The 13884-nt window shown below is 59.3% G+C and carries 8 protein-coding genes and 1 rRNA gene; 8 read left to right on the top strand and 1 reads right to left on the bottom strand.

What is annotated here, in order from left to right; all coding sequences use genetic code 11:
- Window positions 1-102: ribosomal RNA gene (gene rrf, locus CBW50_RS08260) — 5S ribosomal RNA — on the top strand; the annotation flags it as partial.
- A 206-nt stretch (window positions 103-308) separates the two neighbouring features.
- Here rrf and uraH read toward each other — a convergent pair.
- Window positions 309-662: a hydroxyisourate hydrolase gene (gene uraH / locus CBW50_RS08265; protein ID WP_086145089.1), complete on the bottom strand. Its 354-nt coding sequence runs from the start codon at window positions 660-662 to the stop codon at window positions 309-311.
- A gap of 120 nt (window positions 663-782) precedes the next feature.
- Here uraH and puuE point away from each other — a divergent pair, with 120 nt between their 5' ends.
- The 7 genes from puuE to CBW50_RS08300 all read left to right on the top strand — a co-directional run bounded on the left by puuE (window position 783) and on the right by CBW50_RS08300 (window position 13854).
- Entirely contained in the window at window positions 783-1736 is a 954-nt protein-coding gene (gene puuE / locus CBW50_RS08270; RefSeq protein WP_086145090.1) for an allantoinase PuuE, read from the top strand.
- Between the two features lie 109 nt (window positions 1737-1845).
- Window positions 1846-3312 carry a xanthine dehydrogenase small subunit gene (gene xdhA / locus CBW50_RS08275; RefSeq protein WP_086145091.1) on the top strand — a complete coding sequence of 489 codons (1467 nt, stop codon included), beginning with the start codon at window positions 1846-1848 and terminating at the stop codon, window positions 3310-3312.
- A 10-nt stretch (window positions 3313-3322) separates the two neighbouring features.
- Complete coding sequence (gene xdhB, locus CBW50_RS08280) at window positions 3323-5668, top strand: xanthine dehydrogenase molybdopterin binding subunit (RefSeq protein ID WP_086145092.1); 2346 nt, start codon at window positions 3323-3325, stop codon at window positions 5666-5668.
- A 9-nt stretch (window positions 5669-5677) separates the two neighbouring features.
- Entirely contained in the window at window positions 5678-6751 is a 1074-nt protein-coding gene (gene xdhC, locus CBW50_RS08285) for a xanthine dehydrogenase accessory protein XdhC (RefSeq protein ID WP_086145093.1), read from the top strand.
- Window positions 6752-6760: 9 nt separating this feature from the next.
- Window positions 6761-8074 (top strand): guanine deaminase, encoded by a 1314-nt coding sequence (gene guaD / locus CBW50_RS08290; protein WP_086145094.1) that lies wholly within the window; start codon window positions 6761-6763, stop codon window positions 8072-8074.
- 43 nt (window positions 8075-8117) lie between these two features.
- A complete protein-coding gene (locus CBW50_RS08295) occupies window positions 8118-9617 on the top strand; it encodes an adenosine deaminase (protein WP_086145095.1) in 1500 nt (499 codons plus the stop codon).
- Between the two features lie 793 nt (window positions 9618-10410).
- A complete protein-coding gene (locus tag CBW50_RS08300) occupies window positions 10411-13854 on the top strand; it encodes a TonB-dependent receptor (RefSeq protein WP_086145096.1) in 3444 nt (1147 codons plus the stop codon).
- Window positions 13855-13884: the final 30 nt, after the last annotated feature.

The following is a 13884-nucleotide window of genomic DNA, read 5'->3' on the forward strand; positions in this document are numbered from 1 at the left end:
TAGCAAGTTGGTCCCACCCCTTCCCATCCCGAACAGGACCGTGAAACAACTTTGCGCCGATGATAGTGCTGCAACCAGTGTGAAAGTAGGTTATCGTCAGGCTTGTTATTCGAAAAAACCCCCATCGGTGATCCGGTGGGGGTTTTTTACGTCCGCTGCTTTTAACGTTAGCCCCAAGCGAAGGCTGGGGTCAGACCCCCATTGGCGACAGCGCCAGCCTCTGAGTTTGCGGCATGGCGGGTCTGACCGGCTGTTCAGCAGACGAAAAAAAGGCAGCGCTGCGCGCTGCCTTTGTCATTGAACGTCGCTTAACTCCCGCGATAAGTCGAATACGACCACGGCGATACCACCAGCGGCACGTGGTAGTTCTCATCCGTATGCGCAATGCCGAAGGACAGCGTCACCAGATCGATGAAGCGGGGCGAGGGCAGTTCCACGCCTTGGGCGGCAAAATAGTCGCCTGCATTGAACACCAGCTCATACTGGCCAGCTTTCATGCTGTCGCCTTCCAGCAAGGGAGAGCTGCAGCGCCCATCACTATTGGTTATATCCATCTTCAACAACACTTTTCCTTCCGGCGCGACCGAAAACAGGGCCACCTTGACGCCGGCTCCCGGCCGGCCGTGGGCGATATCGAGTACATGCGTGCTGAGTTTTCCCATTTGCTATCCTGTATATAGGGTGAGTGAATGTGCTTATCGTGCAAATCATATACCTGCGTCAGCGGCTGGCTATATGATTGGGCGTATAACCAACATTGTCTCCTATAGGCGAGCCACCGCATGAGCACTTATGAAAATTATCCGCGCGACTTGATCGGTTACGGCCGCACGCCACCGCATCCGCAATGGCCGGGCCAGGCCCGCATCGCCCTGCAATTCGTCCTCAATTACGAGGAAGGGGCGGAAAACAGCGTGCTGCATGGCGATGCCGCCTCGGAAACGTTTTTGTCGGAAATGATCGGTGCGGCCGCTTTTCCCGCGCGCCACCTGAGCATGGAGTCGATCTACGAATACGGCTCGCGTGCCGGATTATGGCGTTTGCTGCGCATGTTCGAGGAGCGGCGTTTGCCGCTGACCGTATTCGGCGTCTCGATGGCCCTGAAGCGCAATCCGGAAGCGGTGGCCGCGTTCCAGGAACTGGGGCATGAAATCGCCTGCCATGGCTTGCGCTGGATTTCCTATCAAAACATGGACGAAGCGACGGAGCGCGAACACATGCGCGTAGCCGTGCAGATCATCCGCGAATTGACGGGTTCCGCCCCGCAAGGCTGGTACACGGGGCGCGATTCGCCGAATACGCGCAGACTGGTGGTCGAGCATGGCGGCTTCCGCTACGACGCCGATTATTACGGAGATGACCTGCCATTCTGGGAAAAGGTGGCGTACACGGACGCGGCCGGCATGCCGGCCATGCAGCCGCAGCTGATCGTGCCTTACACCCTGGATACGAATGACATGCGCTTTGCCGCCATGCAGGGCTTTAATTCGGGCACGCAGTTTTTCGATTACTTGAAGGATGCCTTCGACGTGCTGTACGCGGAAGGCGATCCGAACGGCTTGAACCAGCCGAAGATGCTGTCCATCGGCCTGCATTGCCGCCTGGTGGGGCGCCCGGGCAGGGCGGCGGCACTGGCGCGCTTCCTCGACTATGTGCAGGGCCATGAGCAAGTGTGGATCACGCGCCGCATCGATATTGCCGAACACTGGCATGCGACGCATCCCTGCATTGCCTGAGAGTGCCTGAGAGATATTGATATTGGATGATAAGTAAAATCAGTCTTTGCATATAGTTGTCCCATATGCCGGTGTTAATCTCCTATACTGGGACTATACCGAGGCCAGCATGTCAGAACCGATCCGCTTTTACTACCGTGGTGCCGTACAGGAAGTACGCAACGCCGCCCCTACGCAGACTGTGTTGCAGCACCTGCGCGAGGATTTGCATTGCACGGGCACCAAAGAAGGTTGCGCCGAGGGCGACTGCGGCGCCTGCACGGTGGTCATCGGCAGCCTGGTGGACGGCCAAGTCGAGATGAAGGCCGTCAACGCCTGCATCCAGCTCACGCCCACGCTCGATGGCAAGGCCCTGTTTTCCGTGGAAGACTTGCAGCAGCCCGATGGCGCCCTGCATCCGGTGCAGCAGGCGATGGTCGAATGCCACGGTTCCCAGTGCGGTTTTTGCACGCCCGGCTTCGTCATGTCGCTGTGGGGCATGTATCTGGAGAAAAACGGCGCCACGCCCACGCGCTGCGAAATCGACGATACGCTGTCGGGCAATCTGTGCCGCTGCACCGGTTACCGGCCCATCATCGACGCGGCCAGGCGCATGGGCGAATTGCCGCATGTCACGTTTGACCGCGATGCCCTGGCGCAGCAATTGCAGGCGCTGCAGCGCGGCAGCGCCACCACGTATGAACATGGCGGCCAGCATTTCCACGCGCCGCGCAACATCGAGGAACTGGTGGCGCTGCGCTCAGCAAAGCCACAGGCCTGCCTGCTGGCCGGCTCCACCGATATTGGCCTGTGGGTCACCAAGCAGCTGCGCGACCTGGGCGATATCATTTATCTGGGCAACGTGGCCGCGCTGAAAACCATCGGCATCGTTGACGGCAAGCTGCACATTGGCGCCGGCGCCAGCCTCAACGATGCCTACGCGGCGCTGTGCCGGCATTATCCGGACGAATTGTCGGAACTGTGGCAGCGCTTCGCTTCCTTGCCGATCCGCAACGCGGGTACCCTGGGCGGCAATGTCGCCAACGGTTCGCCCATCGGCGACTCGATGCCGTGGCTGATTGCGCTGGGCAGCGATATCGTGCTGCGCGGCCCTGCCGGCCAGCGAATCATGCCGCTGGAAAATTTTTATCTTGGCTATCAAAAGAAAGACTTGCAGCCCGGCGAATTCGTCGAAGCCGTGCGCGTGCCCTTGCCGCGTGCCGAGGTGCATTTCCGTACGTATAAACTGGCGAAACGCTTCGACCAGGATATCTCGGCCGTGTGCGCCGCGTTTGCCTTTGAACTCGATGGCGAGCGCATTGTTGACGCACGCATCGCCTTCGGCGGCATGGCGGCCACGCCGCAGCGGGCCGCGCAAACGGAAGCGTTTCTGCGTGGACAGGCGTGGACGGAAGACAATCTGCTCATCGCCATGCGCTTGCTGGCCGACGATTACGCGCCCCTGTCCGACATGCGCGCATCGAACACCTACCGTATGACGACGGCGCAAAACCTGTTGCGCCGCTTCTGGCTGGAAACCCGTCCCGGTGCGCCATTGCCCCCTGCGGCCCTTAACGCCTACGCTTGCCGCGCCTGAAAGGAGCCGCATGAACCATCCTGCCACGCCCGAACTGCAAGCGGCCGCCTGGAGCGCCGTGGGCAAGCCCAGCCCCCATGAATCGGCGCAACTGCATGTGCTGGGGCAGGCCACCTACACGGACGATATCGCCGAATTGCTAGGCACCTTGCATGCGGCGCTGGGCTTGTCGCAAAAGCCGCACGCACGCATCACGGCCATGGATTTATCGGCCGTGCGCGCAGCTGCCGGTGTCGTCGCCGTCTACACGGCGCAAGACATTCCCGGCATCAATGATTGCGGTCCCATTATCCACGACGACCCCATCCTGGCTTTTGATCTGGTGCAATATGTAGGTCAGCCCATCTTTATTGTTGTGGCCGATACGCACGACCATGCGCGCCGTGCCGCCCGCCTGGCGCAAGTGTCGTATGACGAGTTGCCCGCTATCATGACGCCGCAGGCGGCCAAGGCGGCGCAATCGTATGTGCTGCCGCCCATGCAGCTGACGCGCGGCAACTACCAGGCCGCATTCGAGAAGGCGCCGCATGTGGTCAAGGGCCAGCTGTATGTGGGTGGTCAGGAACAGTTTTATCTGGAAGGACAGATTTCCTACGCCATCCCGAAGGAAGCGCAAGGCATGCTGGTGCTGTGTTCCACCCAGCATCCGAGCGAGATGCAGCACGTGGTGGCGCATGCGCTGGGCGTGCATTCGCACAACATCACGGTCGAATGCCGGCGCATGGGCGGCGGTTTCGGCGGCAAGGAATCGCAGTCGGCCCTGTGGGCGGCGGCGGCATCGATTGCGGCGGCCAAACTCAAGCGTCCCGTGAAACTGCGCGCCGACCGCGACGACGATATGCTGGTGACGGGCAAGCGCCACTGTTTTTACTATGAATACGAAGTGGGCTACGACGACGACGGTAAAATCCTTGCCGCCAGGGTTGACATGACCACGCGCGCAGGGTATTCGGCCGACTTGTCCGGTCCCGTCGCCACGCGCGCCGTCTGCCACTTCGACAACACCTACTATTTGTCCGACGTGGATATCCGCGCCGCCTGCGGCAAGACGAATACGCAGTCGAACACGGCATTCCGGGGCTTCGGCGGGCCGCAGGGCGCCATCGCCATCGAGTACGTCATCGATGAGATCGCTCGCCATTTGCAACGCGACGCGCTCGATATCCGCCTGCTCAATTTCTATGGCCGCAACGATGCGGAAGGACGCAACGTCACGCCGTACGGGCAGAAAATCGTCGATAACGTCATCCATGAACTCGTTGCCGAACTGGAAGACAGCAGCGATTACCGGGCGCGGCGCCGCGCCATCGATGCCTTTAACGAGGCCAGTCCTGTCTTGAAGAAGGGCCTGGCGTTCACGCCCTTGAAATTTGGCATCGCCTTCAACGTCACGCATCTGAACCAGGCGGGCGCTCTCGTGCACGTGTACGTGGATGGCTCCGTGCTGGTCAACCATGGCGGCACGGAAATGGGGCAGGGCATCAATACCAAGGTCATGCAGGTGGTGGCGCACGAGCTGGGCCTGGACCTGGACAAGGTACGCGCCACGGCCACCGACACCGGCAAGGTGGCGAACACGTCGGCCACGGCAGCGTCTACCGGCGCCGACCTGAACGGCAAGGCGGCGCAGGATGCGGCGCGGCAGATCCGTGAACGCCTGGCCGATTACGCGGTCAAACTGTACAGCGGCGACGCTGTCAGTGTGCGCTTCGTCGACAACCATATCCACGTCAATGGCCATATGGTGCCGTTTGCCGAACTGGTGCAAAAGGCGTATCTGGCCAGGGTGCAACTGTGGTCGGACGGCTTCTATGCCACGCCCGGCCTGTCGTGGGATGCGAAGACGATGACGGGCCATCCGTTTTCCTACTACGCGTATGGCGCGGCCGTGGCCGAAGTGGTGGTCGACACCCTGACGGGCGAGTGGAAGTTGCTGCGCGCGGATGCCTTGTACGACGCAGGCCAGTCATTGAATCCCGCCATTGATCTGGGTCAAGTGGAAGGGGCGTTTATCCAGGGCATGGGCTGGCTGACGACGGAACAGCTGTGGTGGAATGCGGCGGGCAAGCTGATGACGCATGCGCCATCGACGTACAAGATTCCCGGCATCTCTGATTGCCCGGAAGATTTCCGTGTGAAACTGTTCCAGAACCGCAATGTGGAAGACAGCATCCACCGATCCAAGGCCGTCGGCGAGCCGCCGCTGTTGTTGCCGTTTTCCGTGTTCTTTGCCATCCGCGACGCCATTTCCAGCGTGGGAAATCATGCCGTGCAGCCGCCACTGAATGCGCCGGCTACCAGCGAGGAAATCCTCAAGGCGGTCATGGCCGTGCAAGCGGTTTGCGCCGGTGCCTAGGAGCAGATGATGAGCGACTGGCTAACGGCAAATGACACGCAAGCATCCGTGCTGGTGACGGTCGCCCTGGTCGAAGGTTCCGGGCCGCGCGAGGCGGGCGCGAAGATGCGCGTCAGCCTCGATGGCCAGGCCGACACCATCGGCGGCGGCCACCTGGAATTGCGCGCCGTGGAAATCGCCAAGACCATGCTGGCGACGGGAGACACGCATGCGCGGCTGGAGCGCTTTGCGCTCGGTCCCAGCCTGGGACAATGCTGCGGCGGCGTCGTCTATCTTGCCTTTGAACCCGTCGACGCCCGGCTGGCGGCAGTGCTGCACACCTTGCGCGAACGGCGCCAGCAAGACAGCTGGCGGGTGACGGCGCTCGACGGCGAACCCGTCTCGGTGCTGTTCGATGCGGCTGGCAGCCTGATTGCCGGGACGGCGGCGCAGGCGGCCGACACGTTTTCGCGCGAACGCGGTACGCATGTGGCGCAAGACGGTAGCGGCCGGCGCTGGCTGGTCGACCCCTGCCTGGCGCCGCGCGCCCATCTGACCCTGTTCGGCGCCGGCCACGTGGGTGCCGCCATCGTGCGCGCGCTGGCCCACTTGCCCTGCAATATCACCTGGGTCGATGAACGCGAAGACATGTTTTCCGCAGCGTTGCCCGCGGGGTTGCCAGATAATGTGCGCATCGCCGCCACCGACATGCCCGAAGAATTTGTCGCCATGGCGCCGCCGGGCGGCAGTTTTCTCGTCATGACGCATAGCCATGCGCTGGATCAACGCTTGACGCAAGCCATCATGGAGCGCGACGATGCGGGCTGGTTCGGCTTGATCGGTTCGCAAACGAAACGCAAGCAGTTCGAGCACCGCCTGCAGGCGCGCGGCGTGCCGGACGAGCGCATTGCCGCCATGGTGTGCCCGATCGGCATGCCCGGCATCCGCAGCAAGGTGCCGGCCGTGATCGCCGCCTCCGTTGCCTGCCAATTGTTGATGGTGTGGGAGCAAGCCGCCAGCGCGGCCCTGGCCGCACCGCTGCGGCTGGTCTCGGCCAGCGCGCCACCGCGACGCAAGCAGCGCGCGGTCATTCATCCTTTATAGAAAGAAGTCATGCCGATTGTCCCTGCCACATTGCAAGCTTACCGTGCCAGCTTGCTGCACTTCCACGCCGATCCCGCCTTCACCGAAGAGGCGCACGCCTGGCATGCCGATGGCTTGCTGATCGTGGCCGACGGCAAGGTCGTGGCGGCAGGCGACTACGCGCAGCTGCTGGCGACTTTGCCGCCCGGCAGCGACATCGTCGATTACCGGGGCAAGCTGATCGTGCCCGGTTTTATCGACACGCATTTGCACTTTCCGCAGACGGAAATGATCGCCTCGCCCGCGCCCGGTTTGCTGCCGTGGCTGGAAACGTACACGTTTCCCACCGAACGCGCGTTTGAGAATCCCGGGCATGCGCGCGATGTCGCCGAGTTTTTCCTCGATGAACTGCTGCGTTGCGGCACCACGACGGCCATGGTGTATGGCAGCGTGCATCCGCAATCGGTCGATGCCTTCTTCGGCGCCAGCGAGGCGCGCGGTCTGCGCATGGTGGCGGGCAAGGTCATGATGGACCGCAATTGTCCCGCATTCCTGCGCGACACGGCCGAGTCGGGCGCGCGCGAAAGCGAAGAGCTGATACGCCGCTGGCACAAGCATGGCCGCTCGCTGTATGCGATCACGCCCCGTTTCGTGCCCACGTCGACGAACGAGCAGATGCACCTGGCGGGCGAGCTGGCGCGCGCTTATCCGGATACCTATTTGCAGACGCACGTGTCGGAAAACGAGGATGAGTGCCGCTGGGTGCGCGAACTGCACCCGCAGGCGCGCAGCTACCTCGACGTGTATGACCAGTACGGCATGCTGCGTCCGCGCGCCATGTTCGGCCATTGCGTCTGGCTCGATGAGCGCGACCGCGCGCGCATGGCCGAGACGGCGTCGGCGGCCGCCGTTTGTCCTACATCAAACCTGTTCCTGGGCAGCGGCCTGTTCGATTTCGAGCGGGCCGACGCGGCGCGCCTGCTGCTGTCGCTGGCGACGGACGTGGGCGGCGGCACCTCGTTCTCGATGTTGCAAACCATGAACGAAGCCTATAAAGTAGCACGCTTGAAAGGCAGCTACCTGCCCGCCTTGCGCATGTTTTACCTGGCGACCCTGGGCGCCGCGCGCGCCATGCAGCTGGACGGCATTCTGGGCAATTTCACGGCGGGCACGGAAGCGGACTTCATCGTGCTCGATAAAAAATCGACGCCGCTGCTGGCGCGCCGTACGGCCGCCTGCCAGAGCCTGGAGGAATTGCTGTTCGCCTTTGCGCTGCTCGGTGACGACCGCGCCGTGGCCGCCACCTATTCGGGCGGACAATGCGTGCATGTGCGGCAGGGCTGACCTACCCGTTGTTCAACACGAATTTTCCTGAGCGAGAATGCGAATGCAAATAAAACTCACTGGCCTGGCGCTTGCCGCCGCGCTGACACTGACCGGAACGGCGCATGCCGCCAAGGCCGCCAGCCCGTCTTCCAACGAAGCGGCCACCGCGCGCCATTTTGCCGCGTTGGTGTCGGGCGCGCAGCCCAAGACAGCCGAGTTGAGCCTGTTCTTTTCCATGATGCCCAAGGGCGGCGACCTGCATCACCATTATTCGGGCGCCATTTACGCCGAGCAATTCCTCGACTGGGTCGACAAGGAAAACTATTGCGTCAACAAGACAAGCTACCGCATCGAAAGCAGCAAGGACGTCGTGGCAGCCGAACGGGCCAAACCGGCCGGCCAGCGCAGCTGCCTGTCGTCCACGGAAGTGTTTGCCGACGCGGGCCTGTACGCGGAATTGCTGCAGCGCTGGTCGACCAAGGATTTCTACAACCATGGTGCCGTCCAGACGCCGCCGGACCGTACCTTTTTTGACACCTTCGGGTACTTCGGTCCCGTGGCATCGACGAATACGGCCGACGGCCTGAAAACCCTGAAGCAGCGCGCCATCGCGGAAAACCTCAGCTACATCGAAACCATCTTCGAGTTGTCGCCGTTCGTGCAGAACGCGCAGTTCGACCAGCAGGTGCTGGCACCAGGCTTGCCGCCGGCCGCCTTGCAAGCCGTGCTGGCCAAGTGGACAGCCAGCCTGGAGCAGGACGCCAGCTTCCAGAAAAGCATCACCGCCTACAACGATAACGTGAACGCCAGCAGCGCCGGCATCGACGATGCGCACTTCACCATGCGCTACCAGGCCTATGTGCTGCGCTTCCTGTCGCCGTCGCAAGTGTTTTCGTCCATGGTGGCGGCGTTCAAGGCCGCCAGCCTGAATCCGCTGCTGGTGGGCGTGAATATCGTGGGCCAGGAAAGCGTGAATGTGTCGATGCGCGACTACAGCCTGCACATGGAAATGTTCAAGTTTCTCAAGACGAAATATCCGAACGTCAAGATCGCCCTGCACGCCGGTGAGCTGGCGCTGGGCATGGTGCCGCCCGAAGGCATGGCTTTCCATATCGCCGAAGCCGTCGACGTGGCTGGCGCCAACCGGATTGGCCACGGCATGGATATCGCGTACGAAAACAATGCGCTGGCGACCATGCAAAAGATGCGCGAACGTAATATTCCCGTGGAAGTAAATCTGACCAGCAATGATTACATTCTCGGCATCAAGGGCCAGGCCCATCCGATTACCTTGTACCGCAAGTATGGCGTGCCCTTCGTGATCTCCACCGATGACGCTGGCGTGTCGCGCAATACCCTGTCGAATGAATACGTGCTGTTTGCCAGCCAGTACAAGACCGATTATGCGGAAATCAAGAAATTGTCGTACAACAGCCTGCGTTATTCGTTTTTGGCCGAAGCGGATAAGCAACGTTTGCTGAAAGCACTCGATGCCCGTTTCGCCCGTTTTGAAGCGCAGATTGCCGCCGCCGAGCAGGGGAACAAGCGCGTCAAACCGTAAGTTGCGCGACGTTCGCGACTGATACTCTCAAAACGGCCGGATCTTCCGGCCGTTTTCCATTCCCTCTCCCCAATCCCCATGCTGTTATTTTGTTAATTTTGTGGCGGCCATGCGACACAATTAACGGCAGATGCACGACTTTGTCCAATTTCATGGATGAATCAATTTCAAGTACATATTGCTCATTTATAATCTCGCGCCATAAGCCCGGACGCTGTCAGCACGATATCAATCCAGCTAGTTACTCCATGCTATTTATACTTAAAACATATAAATATGTAAAAAAAAACGTATTTGTCATCCATTTTTTGATGATGCATAGTGGGATGAATGTGATATTAAAAAGTCACAATTCATATGGCTGATAGCGTATGAAGATGGGTATTTGCAGTAAATAAAGGTGAGATGCAGAGTGAAACAAGCAGTCGCGCAACTAAATGACGACATTCCTCTGCATTTTGCCGCCGTGTCACAGTCTTGAAATATTTAACAATTACACTCGCGGCTTGCCATGTTAGCCGGGGCAGCATGTCGGGTGAATGACACAGGAGCTAGCGCCCTGGGTCGTACGGATCGGTCGCAGTTTTTTCCGCCGTTATTGTCTGAATAGAAAAAGCTGTGATGTGTGGAGCGGCGTTTTGTGATGGTCTTGTCAGGACCGCAGCCAGTCCCGCCGGCGTAACAGTTGCAGCATCGTAAAGAGGAAATGTTGTGTTTGTGTTGCTGTGCGGCGTAGCCGGACGGCAGGGCAATCCAGGATTTTCAAAAATAATAGTCTTTTCTGGGGTTAAAGATGATCAATCACAAGCGACTTCGGCTAACGCAAATCGCGTTAAGCCTGTCTATTGCACTGGCGGCGGCACCATCGTTCGCACAGAACACTACGTCTTCCATCGGCGGCCGTATCTCGGCCAATGACGGCAAGCCGGCAGCTGGTGCCACCGTTACCATCGTGCATACCGAATCGGGTTCCGTCAGCAATGTGACGACCGATGCGGAAGGCCGTTACGTCGCGCGCGGCTTGCGCGCCGGCGGTCCATACACCATTACCATTACCAAGAATGGTGAAGTGGAAAAACGCGAAGGCGTGTACGTACAGCTGGCGGAAACGGCCAACGTGGACGCCACCCTGGGCGCCCAGATGCAAACCGTGAACGTCACCGGCACGGGCGCACGCGCACAGATCTTTAACCGCAGCAATATGGGTGCGGGCACCAACATCGGTGCCAGCGAGTTGGCCATGCAGGCGTCGATCCAGCGCAATCTGCAAGATTACGCCCGTTCCGACCCGCGTGTTTCGCAAACCGACAAAGAGCGCGGCGAATTGTCCGTTGCCGGTCAGAACTCGCGCTACAACTCGATGACCATCGACGGCGTAGCCGTCAACGATACCTTCGGCCTGGAATCGAACGGCAGCCCGACTGCCAAGCAGCCGATCTCGATCGAAGCGATCCAGTCCGTGCAAGTGAACGTCGCCAACTATGACGTGACGCAAAAAGGTTACACGGGCGCCAACATCAATGCCGTGACCAAATCGGGTACCAACGAATTCAAAGGCAGCGCCTATTTCGTTTTCCGTAACGACAAGATGGCAGGTGACCGTTATGACAATACCACGGATACCTATAGCGCCCCGGAGCCATTCCGTGAAACGACCAAGGGTGTTACCGTAGGCGGCCCGCTGATCAAGGACAAGCTGTTCTTCTTCGCTAATAAAGAGCGTCTGGAAAGCACGCGCACTGCGCCATCGTTTGGCCCATTGGGCAGTGGAAAGACCAATGTCGGTATCAGCGATGCCGCGATTGCCGCTGCTCAGGCGATCGCCAAGAATAACTACGGTCTCGATATCGGCACCAACGCGATACCAGCGGGTACCCAGCTGCTGGTGAACGATACCCTGTTGAAACTGGACTGGAATATCAACGATAACCATCGTGCCATGGTCCGCTATTCGAAAACAGACCAATCCGAGCCGATGTTCCCGGGCGTGTCGTCGAATGGCCTGTCGCTCAATTCCTACTGGTATACCCAGAATAAAAAGATTGAAACAGTGGTTGGCCAATGGTTTGCAGACTGGACGCCGACTTTCTCGACCGAGTTCAAGGTTTCGTCGCGCGACTATGACAGCACGCCATCGAACAACTCGCGCCTGCCTGCAATCGGTCTGCAATTTAGCGGTGCCAATCCTGCCGGTAGCCCGGCTGGCGTACCGACCGATAACCGTTTCCTGAACTTTGGTACGGAAATGAGCCGTCAGCTGAATGTGCTGAAGACCAAGACCAAGGATGCCTATCTGGGCGCGAACTGGGCTTTGGGCGACCATGAAGTCAAATTCGGCGGCGATTACAGCAAGAACGACGTGTATAACCTGTTTGCGCAAAACATCAATGGTAACTACACCTTCAATTGCACGAACAGCTCGGCAACCTACAAGTATTCGTTCGGCAGTGTGACCTGCGGTGGCGCGACGGCTTCCTCCCCGGAAATCATCCAGCAAGCCATCCTGGAAAACTTCCGTATCGGCCGTCCCAGCTCTTATCAGGTACAGATTCCAGTAGCGGGCGCTAGCATTGATGGCGCTGCTGCCGATTTCAGCCTGAAAAATTATGGCTTGTTCCTGCAAGATGTCTGGACTGTCAACAAGCGCCTGACTCTCCAGTATGGCGTGCGCATGGACAAAGCCGCCATTGGCGAGCGTCCTACCCTTAATGCCGCCGCATCGGCGCCGATGGTGGCAGGCATTGCCACGGGTGGCCGCACTGGCTTGGGCGGTACAGCACAAACCGGCGGTTTTGGCCTGGACAATACCCAGACCATCGATGGCCAGACATTGGTACAGCCGCGCGTCGGCTTCAACTACACGTTTGACAGTGCTCGCCCGACGCAAATTCGTGGCGGTGCCGGCCTGTTCCAAGGTGCGGCGGCGACCGTGTGGATGTCGAATCCATTTGCAAACTCGGGCATGGCTACCCGTGTCGTCGGCTGCGGCGGCAGCTTCAAGCCTTGCTCAGTCAATGGTGGCCTGTTCACTCCCGATCCTGACAAGCAGCCAACCAATCTGGGCGATGCTGCCGCCAACGTCGATTTCCTGGCACCAAACTTGCGCCAACCATCGATCTGGAAAGCCAACCTGGCATTCGAGCACGAATTGCCATGGATGGGTCTGGTTTTCGGCGCCGAGTACCTGCGCACCAAGAACAAAGATGCGATTTACTACGAGCACCTGAACCTGGGTACGCCGACGGCAAAGGGCGCGGATGGACGTAATCTGTACTATTCGGCTAACGCTTACAATACGGCTTGCTGGACTGCCACCGGCTCGCTGAGCTCGTCGGCCAGTCCTGTTTGCTCGGGCGCCGTGTCCCGTGCCTTGAAAAATACGTCCTACAACAACGTGCTCGTTGCCAAGAAAACGGACAAGGGCGAGGGTAATCTGGTTACTCTCTCGCTGAGCCAGCCAATGACCAAAGGCCTCGGCTGGTCGGTTGCCTACACCTACACGGACGCAACGGAAGTGTCGCCACTGACGTCGTCGGTCTCGAACTCGAACTTCAATGCCCGCGGTATCTTCAATCCGAATGAAGAAGTGGCATCGAACTCGAGCTATCTGGTGAAAGACCGTTTCAATGCCATGATCAACTGGCAAAAACGTTTCTTCGGCACCTATAAAACAACTTTCGGTCTGTTCTATGAAGGTCGCAAGGGCAAGCCGTACAGCTGGACCGTCAACAATGACTTGAACGGTGATGGCGTGCAGGGTAACGACTTGATGTACATCCCGTCGAAACCAGGTTCGGGTGAAGTGGTCTTCCGTAACGACACTGCCACCAATCATGCGAACGAAGACCGTTTCTGGGCTTTCGTCAACAGCAATCCGGATTTGAAAAAATCCGCTGGTGGCGTGGTTTCCCGTAATGGCAGCTTCGCACCATGGACCAACAGCTTCGACATGCGCATCAGCCAGGAAGTGCCTGGTTTCTTCAAAGGCAACAAAGGCGTGTTCACGATGGACTTCTTCAACGTGGGTAACATGATCAACCGCAAGTGGGGCCGCATCAATGAAATCGGCTTCCAATCCGGTGGCGGTCAGGCACGCAGCTTTGTTGACTTCGCAGGTCTCGATGCTCAAGGCCGTTACATCTACCAAGTCCGCGACAAAGTGGAAAACTATGAAGTGCGTCAAAACAAAGGCGAGTCCCAATGGGCGATCCAGGCCACGGTCAAGTACGAGTTCTAATCTCGTAGCGGCCTCGTAGCTTGGCAAGTA

It is taken from the genome of Janthinobacterium sp. GW458P, from assembly GCF_002127585.1.
Taxonomy (GTDB): domain Bacteria; phylum Pseudomonadota; class Gammaproteobacteria; order Burkholderiales; family Burkholderiaceae_D; genus Janthinobacterium.